The sequence below is a fragment of the Haemophilus parainfluenzae genome (assembly GCF_003252755.1).
GTDB lineage: Bacteria > Pseudomonadota > Gammaproteobacteria > Enterobacterales > Pasteurellaceae > Haemophilus_D > Haemophilus_D parainfluenzae_N.
Window position 1 is genome coordinate 40,804 of record NZ_QEPT01000003.1, and the last position, 18,308, is coordinate 59,111.

General features: G+C 37.1%; 18 protein-coding genes. 4 read left to right on the forward strand and 14 right to left on the reverse strand.

The genetic code is table 11. From position 1 onward, the window contains the following. Window positions 1-2: 2 nt before the first annotated feature. The 5 genes from DPV95_RS04835 to glyQ are packed head-to-tail and all read right to left on the reverse strand — an operon-like array spanning window position 3 to window position 3,630. On the reverse strand, window positions 3-1,268 hold the full coding sequence (locus tag DPV95_RS04835; RefSeq protein ID WP_049367322.1) for a histidine-type phosphatase: 1,266 nt from the start codon (window positions 1,266-1,268) through the stop codon (window positions 3-5). Window positions 1,269-1,310: 42 nt separating this feature from the next. Next, window positions 1,311-1,757, reverse strand: coding sequence for a hypothetical protein (locus DPV95_RS04840; RefSeq protein ID WP_049367321.1), 447 nt, complete (start codon window positions 1,755-1,757; stop codon window positions 1,311-1,313). 4 nt (window positions 1,758-1,761) lie between these two features. Continuing rightward, window positions 1,762-2,019, reverse strand: coding sequence for a hypothetical protein (locus DPV95_RS04845; protein WP_049367320.1), 258 nt, complete (start codon window positions 2,017-2,019; stop codon window positions 1,762-1,764). Continuing rightward, window positions 2,019-2,669, reverse strand: coding sequence for an FABP family protein (locus tag DPV95_RS04850; RefSeq protein WP_049367318.1), 651 nt, complete (start codon window positions 2,667-2,669; stop codon window positions 2,019-2,021). Before DPV95_RS04850 ends, DPV95_RS04845 begins: the two co-directional genes overlap by 1 nt. Window positions 2,670-2,721: 52 nt before the next feature. Next, entirely contained in the window at window positions 2,722-3,630 is a 909-nt protein-coding gene (glyQ, locus tag DPV95_RS04855) for a glycine--tRNA ligase subunit alpha (protein WP_005695296.1), read from the reverse strand. 201 nt (window positions 3,631-3,831) lie between these two features. Between glyQ and DPV95_RS04860 the strand changes: the two genes are divergently transcribed. The 4 genes from DPV95_RS04860 to DPV95_RS04875 all read left to right on the forward strand — a co-directional run bounded on the left by DPV95_RS04860 (window position 3,832) and on the right by DPV95_RS04875 (window position 8,594). Further along, entirely contained in the window at window positions 3,832-5,805 is a 1,974-nt protein-coding gene (locus DPV95_RS04860; RefSeq protein WP_049367316.1) for a TonB-dependent receptor plug domain-containing protein, read from the forward strand. 73 nt (window positions 5,806-5,878) lie between these two features. Next, a complete protein-coding gene (locus DPV95_RS04865) occupies window positions 5,879-6,664 on the forward strand; it encodes a substrate-binding domain-containing protein (protein ID WP_049367315.1) in 786 nt (261 codons plus the stop codon). A gap of 228 nt (window positions 6,665-6,892) precedes the next feature. Then, complete coding sequence (locus tag DPV95_RS04870; protein ID WP_049367314.1) at window positions 6,893-7,870, forward strand: FecCD family ABC transporter permease; 978 nt, start codon at window positions 6,893-6,895, stop codon at window positions 7,868-7,870. After that, the gene (locus tag DPV95_RS04875) at window positions 7,863-8,594 is read left to right on the forward strand and encodes an ABC transporter ATP-binding protein (protein WP_111406749.1); all 732 of its coding nucleotides are present in this window, start codon (window positions 7,863-7,865) and stop codon (window positions 8,592-8,594) included. Before DPV95_RS04870 ends, DPV95_RS04875 begins: the two co-directional genes overlap by 8 nt. 47 nt (window positions 8,595-8,641) lie before the next feature. Here the strand turns inward: DPV95_RS04875 and ndk are convergent, their stop codons facing one another. From ndk to DPV95_RS04920, 9 genes are all read right to left on the reverse strand, one after another. After that, entirely contained in the window at window positions 8,642-9,061 is a 420-nt protein-coding gene (ndk, locus tag DPV95_RS04880; RefSeq protein WP_049364803.1) for a nucleoside-diphosphate kinase, read from the reverse strand. 10 nt (window positions 9,062-9,071) lie between these two features. Beyond that, the gene (gene pepB / locus DPV95_RS04885; RefSeq protein ID WP_111406750.1) at window positions 9,072-10,373 is read right to left on the reverse strand and encodes an aminopeptidase PepB; all 1,302 of its coding nucleotides are present in this window, start codon (window positions 10,371-10,373) and stop codon (window positions 9,072-9,074) included. 18 nt (window positions 10,374-10,391) lie between these two features. Further along, window positions 10,392-11,399, reverse strand: a complete 1,008-nt coding sequence (gene rfbB / locus DPV95_RS04890) for a dTDP-glucose 4,6-dehydratase (RefSeq protein ID WP_111406751.1) — start codon at window positions 11,397-11,399, stop codon at window positions 10,392-10,394. 3 nt (window positions 11,400-11,402) lie between these two features. Beyond that, window positions 11,403-12,446: an acyltransferase gene (locus DPV95_RS04895; protein WP_165818928.1), complete on the reverse strand. Its 1,044-nt coding sequence runs from the start codon at window positions 12,444-12,446 to the stop codon at window positions 11,403-11,405. An 89-nt stretch (window positions 12,447-12,535) separates the two neighbouring features. After that, window positions 12,536-13,951: an undecaprenyl-phosphate galactose phosphotransferase WbaP gene (gene wbaP, locus DPV95_RS04900; protein WP_111406752.1), complete on the reverse strand. Its 1,416-nt coding sequence runs from the start codon at window positions 13,949-13,951 to the stop codon at window positions 12,536-12,538. A gap of 12 nt (window positions 13,952-13,963) precedes the next feature. Then, window positions 13,964-15,067: a UDP-galactopyranose mutase gene (glf, locus tag DPV95_RS04905; RefSeq protein WP_111406753.1), complete on the reverse strand. Its 1,104-nt coding sequence runs from the start codon at window positions 15,065-15,067 to the stop codon at window positions 13,964-13,966. Between the two features lie 4 nt (window positions 15,068-15,071). After that, on the reverse strand, window positions 15,072-16,118 hold the full coding sequence (locus DPV95_RS04910; RefSeq protein WP_111406754.1) for an NAD-dependent epimerase/dehydratase family protein: 1,047 nt from the start codon (window positions 16,116-16,118) through the stop codon (window positions 15,072-15,074). After that, window positions 16,118-16,846, reverse strand: a complete 729-nt coding sequence (locus DPV95_RS04915) for an IspD/TarI family cytidylyltransferase (RefSeq protein ID WP_111406755.1) — start codon at window positions 16,844-16,846, stop codon at window positions 16,118-16,120. Before DPV95_RS04915 ends, DPV95_RS04910 begins: the two co-directional genes overlap by 1 nt. A gap of 9 nt (window positions 16,847-16,855) precedes the next feature. Next, window positions 16,856-18,307, reverse strand: a complete 1,452-nt coding sequence (locus tag DPV95_RS04920) for a flippase (protein WP_111406756.1) — start codon at window positions 18,305-18,307, stop codon at window positions 16,856-16,858. Window position 18,308 lies beyond the last annotated feature (1 nt).

Below are 18,308 nucleotides of genomic sequence, written 5' to 3' on the forward strand. Positions count from 1 at the left end.
CGCTATTTCTTACCGTTCTCAATCCCTTCACTCAACACCTGTTGAAAACGCTCGTAATCACAAAAGCCATTTTCATCTTTTTCACAGCCTTTGAGTGTCAATGCCGTTTGGTTTGGTGGTGTCGCTAAACTTAATGGCGTGATATTAATCAGCTGTTCAGTGGTTTGATAAACATAATCCAACTTAAATTTGAGCTTGCCACTTGGTTTATGCTTCCACACTTCAAATAGCAACTTGCCACCGATTGGGATATTTTCCAATGAATCATTCAATTCATAAGGCTCAACACCCAATGCCGCAAGCAGAGCGACGATATTAGAATCGTGTCCAACCAATAAGTTAATTTTGTTTTCACTATTTAGTTGTTGCTGAATAAATGCTAACAACGGATATGAGGCATTTTGTGCCAGCGCTTCGTTGTTTTTAAATAACGTGCGGTAATATTCGTTTTTAATTTCGTTAATTGCACGCCATTTTTCTTGGCTATCTACGCGGCCGTTTGCGATTTCTGAAGCAGGCTTACCCACATAATGCGCGAGCAATAATGCACTGACAATTTTCTTTCCTGTGCTGATAGAACCCGTAATTTTGACCGACTTGCCGTCTTTAATACTGTATTCACCGACTTTTCCACCTAAATCACACTCGCCTTTTTGCAAGCAGTTTGGTGAGTTTTTATAATCGATGATTTCACTTAATAACGCATAATTTGGTGCAAGTTTCTGCTGTAAAGCGGTTAAATCAACGTTATTTTTTGCAGATTCAATCAACGCTTGACTTGGATTATGCGCCTGCGTATTAAAAATTGGATCTTTTTCTGAACCAATTTTACCGTGATGTTGCAGTTGAACATTACAGCCCGCAAATGCGCCAGAAATAATCGCCTGACCTGTTGCAATGGTGCGTTGCACTCCATTCGCATAAGCGAAAATGCCTTCGCCCGATGAACAACGTTCTGTTGTTAGTAACCCTTTATCCGAAAGCCACTGACCTAAATACTGTCCGAAATAGGTTTCTAGCACCGTCCCTTTTGCCGTGAGATAGCCTGATGGCACATCCCATTTCGCCCACTCATACGGGGAATATTTTGCCATTTCTTGTGGATCTTTTTCCACTGGCGAGCGTAATCCATGACGGCTGAAAATTAAGACTTTCTCAAGCTCATAATCTGCATTCTGTGTACTTTTGTGATTTTCTGTTGCAAATACACCACTAGCAAGCGTCAAACCAAGTAAAAGTGCGGTAAATTTTAGGGTTGTTTTTTTCATATTCGAGACTTAACCTAACTTTCTATTATGTGCCCTTAAGACCTAATTATTTAATGTTGAAATCGAGCTATAAAAATTCAATGCATATTTGGTGCCGTAAACTAACACCATAAATACCGCAACAATATTCACTATGACGAAAAAAATTAATTGTTTGCTGCTACTTTCAATCCAAAGCATCTTAAATAACTCAAGTGTACCTATATTTTCGTCAAGTTCAGGTTGTCCGCTTAATACTCTTAAAGATTTCAGAATCTTGCGTAAAAAATTAACAGTATTAATTGCCATTACACTAAGTGCAATAAATCCGGAAGCGAGGCATAAAAATAGCACAAGCACATTACTCCACTCCCAATGCCGCCAATCCAGCTCAGAAAACATAAATAATGCCAGTGATAAAAATAACACTGCTGGCGTTAAGTTACGCAAAAACATTAAATAATCATCGCCAATTTTAAATAAAAATTGCCAAAACCCGACTTTCTTCATTACTTTAAAAAATCTCTTTTAATTTGGATTCATTTAAAATAACACGATCATCATCTAACAATAACGCTGGAAAGCCCGCATAGCCTTGTGCTTTTGCATCATCAAATGCGGCGTGACGATCACGCAAACGCAACCATTGTTTCAAATTTGAAATGGAAGATAATACTTCCACTTCTTCATAATCCACACCCAAGCGTTTTAACTCTGCCACAAATGGCGCTGTATCCGGGCAATCTGCCGCATAATAAAGAATCGGTTTCATTATTCATCCTCTTTTTCTGCTGCCGCAGTTGGGTTCAATTTCGGTTCGCCAATTTTGCTTAAACGGTTACGATCGCGATGTTCAAACGGTGCATCATAACTTGGGATAATCATGGTTGTGGTTTGATCGTATGACCAAGTGCCATCATCATGGAATTTCACCGTCATCTCAAAACTTTCCGTGGTAAATGAACGCTCTAAGAACGGATTCGAAATGATGCCGTTTGTTAGTGAACCGCGTACTGCTTTTACGGTGAATTCTTTCGCATCAGCTGCCGCATTACCTACCGCAATAAACGTTTGGCCACGTGGAATGCTACCTGTTAATAAAATATTGCCTGTTTCAGGTTCCCATAACCAATAACCCACTTGGTCGTGGAAGGTTTCGACTTCGCCCGGTTGTACAATATGGGCGTGATAACGCAATCCATAGTACAGTTGTGGTCCATTCGTTTGGGCATCGGTTGGATGCGCTTCATAATGTTCGATATAAGGATCTTTTTCTGGCCCTTCGGCTTTCGGGTTGATATCCACACCACGCTTCCCTTCCCAAACACCCGCTAATCTTGCCAATGGACCTAAATTTGCGAGCGTATTCGGATCTGTTTCTGCTTCCGTGTAGATATCGTCTGGGTATTGAAAATCTTTCATCATTTTCTCCTTATATCATTGGGTTGATGCTTAAAGTGCGGTTGTTTTTTGCCTATTTTTTACAGCCTGGGAAACCTAAGGCTTCACGGCTTGCATAGTATGCTTCCGCCACGCCTTTGGTTAATGCACGAATGCGTAAAATATAGCGTTGACGCTCTGTGACCGAAATCGCCTTACGCGCATCTAACAAGTTAAAGCTGTGTGCCGCTTTTAAAATGCGCTCGTAAGCAGGTAATGGTAATGGACGTTCTAATTCTAATAAGCTTTTCGCTTCTTTTTCGTATTGATCGAAACAGTAGAATAAGAAATCGGTATCCGCGTATTCAAAGTTGTAAGTTGATTGCTCCACTTCGTTTTGATGGAACACATCGCCGTAAGTAGTTTTGCCAAGTGGCCCATCTGACCAAACTAAGTCATACACAGAATCTACGCCTTGAATGTACATGGCTAAACGCTCTAAACCGTAGGTGACTTCACCTGTTACCGGTTTACATTCTAAGCCACCCACTTGTTGGAAATAGGTAAATTGGGTCACTTCCATACCGTTTAACCATACTTCCCAACCTAAGCCCCACGCACCTAAGGTTGGGTTTTCCCAGTTATCTTCCACGAAACGGATGTCGTTTTGTGTTGGATCAAAACCGAGCATTTCAAGGGAACCTAAATAGAGTTCTTGAATATTATCTGGGGACGGTTTAATCACCACTTGGAATTGATAGTAATGTTGTAAACGGTTTGGGTTTTCGCCATAACGACCATCGGTCGGACGACGTGAAGGTTGCACATAAGCAAATGCCATCGGCTCTGGGCCTAATGCACGTAATGCGGTCATTGGGTGAGAAGTACCTGCACCCACTTCCATATCAAAAGGTTGAACAACGGTACAACCTTGATTTGCCCAATATTCTTGCAAGGCTAAAATCATGCCTTGGAATGTTTTTACGTTGAATTTTGTACTCATAATTTTTTTAATAACAATGTGATGAAAAATACAGGCATTATACTTGAAACTATAAGGCGGATAAAGGCGAAAAAGTGCGGTCAAAAAACGAATTTTTTTACAAAATGAACAGAATTTGTAAAGTAAATGAAAATTCTCAACTGGGAAATGAATTTCTATTGTGTCAAAATAGCGTACTTTTTAAAAAGAGGAACCAACTTAATGAAAACTAACTTAATTACTACCGCACTTTTATTGAGTGCGTCAGCTTTTGTACAAGCAGAAACCAAAACCGAGCTTGAACCGATCAATGTGTATTCAGTTTACGCAACGCCTGTAAACCAAGATCAAACTGCCTCATCAGTTACTGTATTAACAGAAAAAGATTTTGCTGAGCGTAATGCGACTTATGTGAGTGATGTATTGAAGACGGTGCCAGGTGTGGCAATGGGAGCAACTGGAGGTCGTGGTGCGGTAACTAGTTTATTCTTACGTGGTGCAAATTCAAACCAAACAGCAGTTATTATTGATGGTGTGAAAATGAATCCTGCAGACACCAATTTTAGCTTTGGAGGTTTAGCCCTAAGTAACATCGAACGCATTGAAGTTTTACGCGGCGAACAATCAGCACTTTGGGGGGCTGATGCAATGGGTGGTGTGGTTTATATCACAACTAAAAGTGGACTATATAAAGATAAACCTTTCAATGTAGATTTTGATTTCGGTACTGGTTCGCATCGCACCCGTGATGGCTCAATCACCGCTTTAGGGCAACAAAATAATTTCTACTATGCTCTTCATGGCGATAGTCACCGCACAAACGGCATTTCTGTTGCAAGCAAAAACACTTTCCGTTATACCTCAACTCAAGGTGATGAAATTCGTACTGGTGGTGCTGTTGAAAAAGACAAATTCCATCGCGATAGTGCCTCAATTCGTTTTGGTTATGATGATAACCAAAAAGGAATTGATTTCTTAGCATCTCATTCCTCACAAACGTTTCATAACGATGGCATTATTTCAGGACAGGATACCCAAGGCTACACTGCATTTGAAAATTTAACGCCTACCTATATTCGTACTCGTGAAACCTTGTTTAAATTAGGAGGATACTTAGGGAGTGATAAGGAACTATTTAAACATAAAGCTAGCGTGAGCCACTTGAAAGGAGATAGTGATACTTTTGGTTTAAATGCAACCAATAAAGATTGGAAAAAACTGAATGCCAATTATCAACTTGATGTAAATTTTGACCGTGAAGGTAGCGTGACTCAAGCGGTAAGTTTATTAACAGATTACCAGCGTACTAGCTTTACTTCAAAAAATTATAATGGTGTAGAAAAACGCTTAACGGAGAAAAGTGTTGCGGCAGAATATCGTTTATTCACTGAATCTGATCATAGCTTATCGTTGAGTGGTCGTTTCACAGACAATTCGCAATACAAAAATGCATGGACAGGACGTGCAGCAGGTGCGTATCGTTTATCTTCGAACTTCAAAGCGCACGCGGGAATTGGTTCGGCAATTCAAAATCCAAGTCTTACCGATTATTTTGGTTGGGATAGCAAAAACATCGGCAATCCGGCTCTTAAACCAGCGAAAAGCATCGGTGGTGAAATCGGTTTATTGATGGAAACGACGAATAAAGCTCATAGCTTAGATGTCACTTACTTTGCTCGTAACGTAAAAGACTATATTGATACTAAATATGGCGTAGTTAATCAAGCTTACAATCGCGATGATAAAACACGCATTAAAGGCGTTGAAATCGTTTATAACGGCAAATTTACTGATGCACTGACTGTCTATGCAAACTATACCTACACCAACATTCGCAGCGATAAGCAAAAAGACCAATACGGTACAAACTACTTACGTCGCCCAATGCACACAGCTAATGCTGGCGTGGCGTATCAAATTACCGAAAAATTAGGCTCAAGCGCAAATATTGCTTATGTGGGTAAACGTTATGATATGTACTATGGACCATACTCAATGGTAACTTATAGCTCATATCAAAGTGACGTAAAATTACCGTCTTACACCTTAGTTAATCTTGGCGTGAACTACCAACTTATTCCAAACTTAAACATTTATGCAAACTTAAACAACGTATTCAATAAAAAATATGAAAACGTACTGGGCTATGGCCAAGAAGGTCGTAATGTTTACGTTGGGTTGAAAGGATCGTTCTAATTATTACCCACTAACAAGGGCGTGCTAAGCACGCCTTTTTACATTCTTAATGGCGTAGCGTATCATTATCTATATGCAAAAAACTCGCTTAATTTTAACCGCACTTTTCCTTCCGTTTACCGCTCAGTCTTCGGAACAATTTGTCTCACTTACGCTTTGCAGTGACAGACTGCTTATCGAACTGGCTGAGCCTTCGCAAATTGCTGCACAGTCACCTTATTCGAAAAAACCGTTGATGATGTTAGACAAAATCAATACCGACAAACCTGTGCTAGAACCGCAATTAACGGAATTATTGCCCTATTTGGATAAAACTATTCTGATTAATGAAACTTTTTATCCCCAATTAGTCGCAGAGCTGAAAAAGCTCGGTGTGAAGATTATCCCGATTAACGACAGCCCGCAAACGCCTGATGAATTATTTGCGCTGATTCTAGACTTAGGCAAGCAACTGGGGAATGAGCAAAAGGCAGCAGATTTAGTAACAAAACTCAAATCGCAAAACTTTCACTTAAATCGACCGCTTACTGACACACTGATTTTGTCAGAGACAGGTGTGGTAGAGAGTTACTATCCGCAATATCCCGTGCTGTTAAATTTGCTCGGATTAACGCCACTAAAAACACCACTTACCGCACAAAATTTCTCGTTAGAAAAAGTGATTTTAAGCCAACCGAATGTGCTAATTTCACTGACTGACAAACAAGGTTACAATGCACAAGCCGAATTACTGCACCACCCTATATTGCAAGATTTTTTCAAAAACCAACCGCTTGTAAGCATCCCGATGAAATATACCTATTGCTTTGATCACGGTGTGTGGCAGGGAGCGGAAAAGATTTATCAGCAGTTAAAATAATGTAGCTGACAAATCTCCCCTACCCCCTCTTTGCTAAAGAGGGGAACTTCATGATTAAATTAACTCTAGATGACATATTTATATGTCTTTATGTATAAATGATTAGAATAAACCATCAGAATTATAAGTCCCTACACTATAATCCCCCTCTTTAGCAAAGAGGGGTTAGGGGAGATTTGACAAAATCAAATTAACAAATGATATTTGGATTACATAGGAAATTGTTCATTGACCAAAACACTCAAATTAAATACCGCACTTTTCTTCGCGTTGCTATTAATTAGCGGCTTTGCGATTTATCATCAGCTTGGTGACTTTGCCCATCTCAAAAATGCGGATGGTGTGCTCACCGATATGCGTTCGATGGTGCTGTGGGATATTCGTTTTCCACGCATTGGTTTAGCTTTATTGACAGGTGCTAGCCTAGCGATTGCCGGCAATGCGATGCAAGGTATTTTCCAAAATCCATTAGCGAGTCCAGGTTTACTCGGCAGTAGCGCTGGTGCAACAGCGGCTAGTGTATTTATCCTTTATTATTTTGCTGTGCCATTTTCACTGCTTTTAGCGGGTGGCGTAATTGGTGCGCTTTTAAGCTTTTTCATCGTGTATTTGATCGCCAAAAACTACGGCACCACGATGATGATTTTAAGCGGCTTAGCGGTTAATATGTTGCTTGGTTCAGCAATTGCATTACTGCTCTCCAACGCGGAAAGCCCATGGGCATTAGCTGAACTTTATCGTTGGCTACAAGGCTCATTGATGTGGGCAAAATTAGATACTTTGCTTATTTCACTCCCGATTGTTCTGGCAGGGGTTTTCTGCTTATACCACACTCGCCGATACTTAGATTTACTCACCTTTGGTGAAGAAACAGCGAGCACCATGGGTGTGGATCCAAAACGTAGCTTTTTCATCAGCACCTTTGGTGTGGCTTTATTAGTCGGGGCGACCATTCCTCAAACCGGTACCATTGGTTTTATCGGTTTAATCGCACCACACTTCGCCCGTATTTTATTAAAAGCTCGCCCGTCACAGCTTTACCTCACCAGTGCATTAATTGGGGCTTTACTGCTCTTATTGGCTGATTTGGCGATTTTATATATCCCACTGTTTTCACATATTTACATCGGCACATTGACCGCACTTATCGGTGCCCCTTGCTTGATTTGGATGTTATTAACGCAACAGAGAAAAATCTATGATTAGAATTGAAAAACTCACCCAAACCTATTGCTTAAATGACATCAACTGTACGCTTCCATCAGGTAAGTTGATTGGTATTATGGGCGCCAATGGTGCGGGGAAATCTACCTTATTGAAAACCATTGCAGGTATCTTGTCCCTCAAACAAGGAGAGGTTTGGTTTGATGCTCAGCCATTAAGTAAGATGAACGCGATCGAAAAAAGCCAGCACATTGCTTACCTCGCACAAAATACGCAAATTCATTGGGATTTATCCGTTTATGATGTGATTGCATTAGGCTTGGCAGCTCCGTTACCAAAAGAAAAAGAGCGGTCAAAAATTCAAGCGTTTTCAGAAAAATTTGCGGTAACTCATTTACTCGATAAGCCATTTCAACAACTTTCAGGTGGCGAGAAAGCACGTGTACAACTCGCTCGCTGCTGCATTAAAGAATCTCCTGTTTTATTAGTCGATGAGCCGATTGCGCCACTCGACCCTTATTATCAAATTGATATGATGGAACAGCTTCAATCACTCACACCGCAACATACGTGTGTCGTCGCAATTCATCACCTTTCATTGGCTTATCAATTTTGTGATGAAATTGTTCTATTAGATAAAGGAAAATTGTTAGCTGTAGGTGAAACGCAAGCCGTGTTAAATGCGGAGAATTTGGCAAAAGCCTTTCATATTCGTGCGGAGATTGATCCAATGAAAAAGACTATCTCAAAAATTGAAAAGCAATAAAATAAAAGCACTTAGCGATTCACTAAGTGCTTTTTTATAGAAATGAATTATGGTTGGATTTCTGAATCTACGAAGAAATAAGCAATTTCTCGTTTTGCGCTTTCAACGCTATCAGAACCATGGACAGAGTTTTCTCGCTGACTTAACGCAAAGTCTTTACGGATAGTGCCTTCTGCCGCCTCAGCCGGATTCGTTGCGCCAATCAAAGTGCGGTAATCTTTCACGGCATTTTCTTTTTCCAACACAGAAACCACCATCGGACCAGAGAGCATATACTCCACCAACGGTTCAAAAAATGGTTTACCTTGGTGTTCAGCATAGAAACCTTCCGCTTGCTCTTTGGTTAATTGCACCATTTTAAGCGCAACAACACGGAATCCTTGAGATTCAAAACGCCCTAAAATAGCACCAATTAAATGACGCTTTACTGCATCAGGTTTGATAATTGAAAAAGTACGTTCTGTCATAAAATCCTACTTAACTTGCTTTCGTTACTAATAAATTTGCTAAAGTTTTCACACCAATTCCAGTTGCACCAACCGCCCATAAATCACTACCTGATTTACGATAAGTGGCCGAACAATCAATATGCAACCACCGTTGTTGATAGCTTTTCACAAAATACGATAAAAATGCTGTTGCTGTACTTGCACCCGCGACAACTGGCGCGGTGCCTGTATTTGCGATATCTGCAAAAGAAGAAGATATTTGGCTACGATGGAACTCTTCAAAAGGTAAACGCCAGAATGGTTCATTTTCTTCTTTGGCGGCTTGGAACAAACTATTTACCAACGCATCATCCATAGAAAGCACGCTGTGGTAATCATTACCGACTGCTATTTTCGCCGCACCGGTTAAGGTTGCACAATCGACAATAAATTGTGGATTTTGACTATCGGCTTCAATTAAGCCATCCGCCAATACTAAACGGCCTTCCGCATCAGTATTTAAAATCTCAGCGGTTACACCATTTTTATACGTGATGATATCACCCAATTTAAACGCATTACTGCTCACCAAGTTTTCTGCACAGCATAGATAGAGTTTTACTCGTTGATTTAAACCGTGCGCAATGGCAAATCCTAACGCACCTGTTAATAATGCAGCGCCGCCCATATCAGTACGCATCGTGCTCATGCCATCACTTGGTTTGATGCTATAACCACCACTGTCAAAAGTAATACCTTTACCCACTAGACAGGCTAATACGGGCGCATTTGGATCATTAGTCGGGTTAAAATCTAATTGCAGCATGGCTGGCAGATTAATAGACCCGCGACCCACAGTAAAGATCCCGTGGTAACCTTGCTCTTTTAATGCTTCGCCAGAAATGATTTGAAAACTGACCGCACTTTTATCGGCATAACTTTCGGCTTGTTTAGAAATAAACTCAGCCGCGCGTTCCGCTAATTTAACCGGCGTAAGGGTTTGTGCCGGCTCATTAATAATGCCACGAACAAAATCACCACATTCAATACGAGCTAATAATTCATCTTGTGGCTCATCATCTAAGTGAGGAAACTCAATCGAATAATCTTGCTTCGCCGTGTAAAAACCTTGATAAAATGCCCAGCAATTTTCTAATTCCCATGCATCCCCCACAAGCTCAACATCTTTAATACCTTGCCCACGTAATTTACGTGCCGCTTTTTGCACTAAAACAAGATTCGATTTTTCATCATCTTTAAGATGAATAACGGCTTGATCTTGATTAAAACTTAAAATGGCATTTTTGCCCCAACTCTCCGAAGAGGGAGTAGTTGATAATGTAATTTGCATGAGGTTCTTCTCCTTTATTTATCTATTATTCTCTAGGTACCATTTTACCGTCTGACGAAGTCCTTGTTCAAAGGTTATTTGCGGTTGCCAACCTAATTCTGCATGAATTTTAGAACAATCCAATGAATATCGCACATCGTGACCAGGTCGGTCTTTTACATAGGTTATTAAATTTTCATAATACTTTATGTGATTAGACTTATTTGGTGCAAGTTCTTCGAGTAATTGGCAAATTGTTTTAACCACTTCAAGGTTTGTTTTTTCACAATTTCCACCGATATTATAGTTTTCCCCGACTCGACCTTTTGTTAAAACTAAATATAAGGCTTGAACATGATCTTCCACAAATAACCAATCACGAATCTGCTGCCCATCACCATAAATTGGCAAATTCTTTCCCATCACAGCATTTGAAATCATTAAAGGAATAAGCTTTTCAGCGTGTTGATAAGCCCCATAGTTATTGGAACTGTTTGTGATAATCACCGGCAAACCATAAGTGCGATGCCAAGCGTGCACCAAATGATCACTCGCCGCTTTTGAGGCTGAATAAGGGCTACTCGGATGATAAGCGGAATGTTCGGTAAAGGCTGGTTCAGAAAAGGATAAATCCCCATACACTTCATCTGTAGAAATATGGTGGAATCGAAAATCCGATTTTTTAGCTTCGTCTAAGGTATGCCAATAATTCTTCGCCACTTCTAATAATGTATAAGTACCAACAATATTGGTTTGAATAAAATCAGCCGCTCCTGTAATAGAACGATCAACATGACTTTCTGCCGCCAAATGCATCACCGCATCCGGCTGATATTTTTCAAAAATGCTTTCTATCGCCTTAAGATCACAAATATCAACTTGCTCAAAAGCATACCGAGTACTATTTTCTATGTCTTTTAAGGATGATTGATTTGCAGCATAGGTCAGCTTATCAACATTGATAACGAAATCTTGAGTATGATTAATGATATATCGAATGAGGGCGGAACCGATGAAGCCGGAACCGCCGGTGATGAGGATATTCATAGCTTATGGAAAAACAACCCTCAAATAAGGAATTCTTTTTATAACTAACACTACACTTAGGCATACAAAGTAGGTCAAAAAAGCCCCAGCAAAGCGCCAATAAACATTATCAGCTGTAATTTGTAGAAAATACAATTCATAAGACATCGCTAACTTATGAATTAAATAAATCCCCAAACTACATGATGATAAAACGGCAAGAAAGTTTGCGATCTTAACCGATTCGACATATTTTCCTATTTCTTTAACTAGAACAAATACTGCCAAGGCTAATAATACAGAATGAAATTGTATATAACCAAACAGAAACTTATCAATCTTTCCTTGCTCTAAAGAATAATAATAGGTTCCAGCATATCTAATAAATGCAGACATCAGGCCAAGTAAATAAATTATCATCCTTTGCTTTCTAGATAACTCGATTGTAGAAAAAAGGTAACCTAAAATTAGAAATAACACATATCCAGCAACTGGAAATGATAATGAATTATTATATTTAACACCTAAAGATAGGAAGAGTAATGGCAAACAAGAATGAGTAACAAATAAAAAAATAGCCATATACCACAAGATGTTCCTGTTATCCTTCAGCAGGGATAATACGGGTATAAAAAAATACAATGATATCAGAGGGATAAAGAACCAATATATATCACCATGGTATATTCTTGTTGTAATAATAGCACTTAAAACTTCATTGATATTCTTATATGAGAACTTCCCCACTAACCACGAGTGGAATAGTAAAATAATACTCCATATAATGAAGGGAACTATTGCTCTAAAAACTCTCTTTTTAAAGAAATCCTGAGTTGAATATTTATTTCGATATCCAAATAATGTAGCACCTGTTAGCATAAAAAAAATAGGCACAGCCCAATAGAATAACACCTCGAACATCAATGATTGTTTCCATGCTAATGTATTTACATTAAAATTATGAACAATCCCATTATGATGTAACGACAACACCGCAAAGCAGGCTAAGATATTCAAAATATCAAAATAAAGTATTCTTTGTTTCAAAATTAAAGTTTTCTGATTCATTTAATATTTAAATTTCTTACCTATATCGAGAGAATAAACGTTTTCATATCATCATAAATTTCATTCAAACATCTATCTCAATCATATAATTAATAGGCTCCATCTTTTTTCAAAACAACATTCACTGTTTTAAACAAAATAGCGATGTCATTCCAAAGTGACCAGTTTTTAACATACCAAGAATCAAAATAAACACGGGTATTATAATCCACATCATTACGTCCGCTTACTTGCCACAATCCTGTCATTCCTGGTTTAGCCATAAGGTAATACTCAACATCATCCTGATAACGCTCTAGCTCATCAGCGACAATTGGGCGAGGCCCAACTAAACTCATTTCACCTTTTAAAACATTAAAGAGTTGAGGTAATTCATCTAAACTTGTCTTGCGAATAAAGGCACCAATTTTAGTAATACGAGGATCATTCTTTAATTTAAAATCTTTTTCCCATTCAGCTCTTGCTTCAGGATCTGTTCTTAGCAATTCATCTAGCACTTCTTTAGAGTTCACAACCATTGATCTAAATTTCAAACAGTTAAATGTTTTTCCATTGCGACCAATTCTAGGATGCCCATAAATAGCATTACCGCCATCTTTTTTTACTGAAAAATAAAGATAAAGCAATACAGGAGAAAGCAAAGTAATAATGGCTAAAGAACCGACAATATCCATTGTTCTTTTTAGAATACGAGAGGAACGCTTTGCAAGATTATTATTGACTCTCAACAGCAACATTTCATGGCTGAATAAGAAAGACATATCTGTACCATACAATGGTATCCCTCTAATATTAGGAATAACGGAAACTGAACGACATTTGTTCAAGGCTAAATATCTCAGCCAAGAATCCAACAATATCTCGTCATCTAAAGCTAATATGAACTGAACTATCTTAATATCTAATTGCAGAAGCGAAATAATATCCTTATTCTTCGCATCAATTACTTTGATTTCATTCATACCATCTTCTGGAATAGTATCCGATGAAACAAAATAACGAAGACTAAAGCCTAAGTAAGATTCATCTGCTAAAGCTCTATATACATCTTTAGCATTTCGACCGCTACCAATAATAACAGTATCTTTTTGGTATAAATTTAGTTTTAAAAGTAATTTTTTTAAACAAATTCTAACTACAGGCACTAAAACTACAACCCCAAACCAAGTTAACACCCACAATGTTCTAGATATATAAAGTTTGGAGAACGCGATAATTGCTAACTCTATAACAAAAAATATAAACAGGGTTCGAAGTATCTCTTTAAGCTCAAACCAAAAAGGCTTTCTATATGTATAGTGACGTAAACGAATCCAAAACCAGCATACACAGCAAAGAGAAATCACAAGATGAATAAAAATATATTCATCTAGCTCCTCTTTGGGAAAAGAGGCTTGACTATGATTGACTAAAGGTAATAGAGTCAATGAAATAAAAAAAGAGGAAAAAAAAGCAAAAAAATCACCAAACCAAAGAAATATTTTTGATAATGTTATTCTATGCATATCACTCCTTATCTAATCTAACTCTTTAGCTACACATCCCAAGGCTTCAGCAATAATATTATGCATATCAAAATATTTATACTGAGCTAAACGACCTCCAAAAATAACATTTGATACATTATCTGCTAATGCTTTATATTTTGAATATAATTCGTTATTACGCTGATCGTTAATTGGGTAATAAGGTTCATCCCCCTCTTGATATTCTTTTGAATACTCACGAGTAATCACTGTCTTATCTTGCGTACCATATTCAAAGTGTTTATGTTCTATTATACGTGTATAAGGGACTTCGCTTTCAGTATAGTTCACAACTGCATTACCTTGATAATTTGGCATATCTAATACTTCATTATCAAAACTCAAACTACGATATTCTAATTTACCGAATTGATACCCAAAATACTCATCAATCATTCCTGTAAACACGATTTTATCAGCTATACTTTCGTAATATTCACGCTCTGCAAAAAAATCTACACCCAGTTTAACCTCAATACCGTCTAACATTTTTTCAAAAATCCTTGTATACCCACCAATAGGAATACCTTGATAAGTATCATAGAAATAATTGTTATCGTAGGTATAACGCACAGGTAAACGTTTAATAATAAATTCAGGAAGTTCCGTACATTTACGCCCCCATTGTTTTTCTGTATAGCCTTTAATTAATTTTTCATAGATATCTCGACCAACCAATGAGATAGCTTGCTCTTCTAGATTTTTAGGGGCTGTAATATTCTCTTTTGATATCTGCTCTTTAATTTTTGCTTCAGCTTCTTGTGGTGTGATAACACCCCACATTTTATTAAATGTAAGCATATTGAAAGGTAAACTATACAATTCATCTTTGTAACGAGCTACAGGAGAGTTAGTAAAACGATTAAATTCAGCAAATTGCTGAATATAGCCCCAAACTACTTTATTACTAGTATGGAAAATATGCGCACCATATTTATGCACATTAATACCTTCGATATTTTGGGTATAACAGTTTCCACCAATATGATCTCGTTTTTCGATCACTAAACATTTTTTACCACGTTTAGCTGCTTCATGAGCAAAGATTGAGCCGAAAAGACCTGCTCCAACAATAAGATAATCATATTTTTTCATTTTATTATTCCTGTAGTTCCCAACTTCTAATCATTCGTTTAAACATATTCTCAAGATCCATTTCAGGTTGCCAACCTAATGCTTTAAGCTTATCTGAATTTAATTTTAATTTCACATCTGGAGCATATCCTAAACTACCTAAATTTTCAGGAATATGAACTTCCACTTTTATTTGATTGTTACTAATTTTATCTGCAACCATTTTTGCCATATTTAAAATAGTGCTATGGTTGCGAGCAACATTATAACTTTGCCCTTTCTCGCCTTTTTGCAAAAGAACAAAAATACCATACACTGCATCTGCCGTATAACAATAATTACCTTCAGATTGCCCCATAGTATGTAAAATAATATCTGTTTTATTGAGTGCACTTTTAGCAAATTGTGCAAATACACGATTATCGGAAAAAGGTACACCTGCTCCAAATGTTTGAGCCAGCCTTGCACTGCACACATTCAGATTATATTGTACTACATAAGCATTGCATAGTGCCTCGCAAACTCGCTTACTTTCGGGGTAGCAACTACGTGGTTTACTAAGATCAACATAACCTAATTTATCTTCAGTAACATTAGTATAATCATCCGTAACCTGACCATAATATTCCATTGAAGAAATATAAAGCATTTTACAACTTGGATGTGCTTTCACATATTCCAGTAAATTCTTTGTACTTTCAAATGCTGTTAATAGTACACCTGTTGGATTTTCTACCATTTCTTTTGAAGCAGTAATACTTGCAGTATGTACAATAAAATCAATAGCTTGGTCAAAATACAAGGGAGATAACAAACTGTCTGTCACAAATATTAAACTTTCATTTGAAAAATCAGCAAAAGTATCTGTTGCTTTTTCTAAATTTCGGACACTAGCTAAAACTGTAATCTGAGCATTTAATATCTGGTTAGCATACAGCATGCTTTTTACGATTAAGGAGCCCACTAGACCTGTCGCACCAGTGACCAATACTGTTGAACGATTAAATTTTCCTTCTTTGAAAACCTTATCTAAAATAAATTCTAAATCTTCTTTTAAAACTAAATCTTTCATTATCTTTTCTCATCACCACGTCTAAAGCCATAAAGTTGCTCATCTTCTTCTAAAGAAAACATAGCTTTAGCTAAATAAAAGTCCTCTTGCGTTGTGATCTTAATATTTTCAGAACCACATTCCACAACATTAAAATCCGATTCAGGGAAATAATGTTTTACAATTGCACAAGAATCAACAAAAGAAAAATTATTGTCTGCGATCGCTTTTTTGTGCGCTAATTTTAATAAAGATACATCAAAAGTTTGCGGTGCTCGTGCCATATAAGAAACATCACGTTTAAGTACGCCGTTAATTTTATTATCTTCAACTGAAACTAATGTTTCTTTTGCTTTTACACATGTAATAGCAATTTTATTAACCCTTGCCGTTTCAATATTTTCTTTGATAAGCTGACTAGAAATAAATGGGCGAACACCATCATGGATCAATACAATACCATCACTAATTTCCTTTAATCCGTTATAAATAGATTGTTGCCCAGTTTCACCGCCTGTAACCACTTTCTTAACTTTAGTAATACGATATTGTTCTAATAAACATTGCAAATATCGCTCCCACCCCTGCAAAATCACTACAACGATTTCATCAATTTCATCGCAATTTTCAAACACTTCTAGGGTATGAATAATCACTGGCTTACCATAAATTTTTAAAAACTGCTTTGGCAATACTTTAGAATTCATACGAGAACCTGTTCCGCCTGCAAAAATCACTGCCGAATTCATATCCATCTCCTAATTCTTAGTTAATTTTGATCTAATTTGATTTAGAATAGTTAAAATAAAAGGCTCTTTAGACAGTAGCAAAACACCGAAATAACAAATAAAAAACAGGCTCGCGCTTACTAAAAACACAATAATTTCATTATAATTCAGTTTTATATTCAACCATATTGATACACTAATAGCCAAGACTAATGCCATAATGATCCGCATATAACTGACGCCACCAAATAGCACTTGAGAATAAGCTCTTAATATATAAATCTGGTAGATTAAAATACTCGCCTCAGAGATCATTACAGAAACTGCCGCACCGATTGCTCCGTATTCTGGAATTAAGATTAAATTAAGCAGCATATTGATTACAGCAGCAATTACCACGGAATAGCATAGATATTTTTCCTTCTTCAGTGGAATAAGCATCTGAATCCCTGTTAAATTAGATAATCCCACAATAAAAATAATTAACGCTAATACTTGCAGCGGAACAATCGAACCTGAATACGCAGAACCAGCCAAAATCAAAACTGATGGTTTTGCAAATAAAATACAAAAGACAACCAAAGGAAGCGATAAGATAAAAATAAATTGTGTTGATTTTGATAAAATATCATTAAACTTATCCCACATATTATTTTCAATATAATAACTTAATCTTGGTAATAAAACGGCACCTAACGAAGTAACAATACTCACCATCACATCTTTTATGCGATATGCTGCATTATAATAACCAACTTCTTCATTCCCTTGTATAAAACCAAGCAATGCCACACTTACATTTACATAAAAAGCGACTGCAATCGTAGTAATAAAAAAAGTCATCATTGGCTTAAGATGGCGTTTAAAGTCATAATTTGAGAAATATTTAATTGTTATTATTTTCCGCAAATTATATAAATTTACGACACCAGAACCAACTGTCGCAAAAATAATGATAAATGCATAAGCACTATAATCATTTTCAGTTTTAACACACGTGAAAACAAGTAAAAAAGCAATTAATTTAAAAATAATGGAACGAATAGTAATATAAAAATACTGCTCAATTCCTTTATATAGCCACTCCACCCCCACAATTGTGAATAGAATATTTAAACCCGAAATTAAAAAAAGTGTTTTCTCCGCCTTTAATTCAGGAATAAAAACGATACCTAAAAAATAGACAATATAGACAAAACTCATCAATACCATATTAATGAGTAATATTTCTTGCACTATTTTTGATAATTTTTCTTTATCATCCCTTACTTGTGCACAAGCTCTAATGCCATAATTAGCTACACCAAAAGCCGCAAAAATACTAAAGTAAGAAACAATAGAATAAGCAAATGCAACTTTCCCTGTTCCAATAGGGCTTAGCACCCTAGAAACATAAGGAAACGTAATTAACGGAAATAAAAAGTTTGAAACCGTTAATAACATATTCATTGCAAAGTTAAATTTAACTGAGTGAATTTTCATT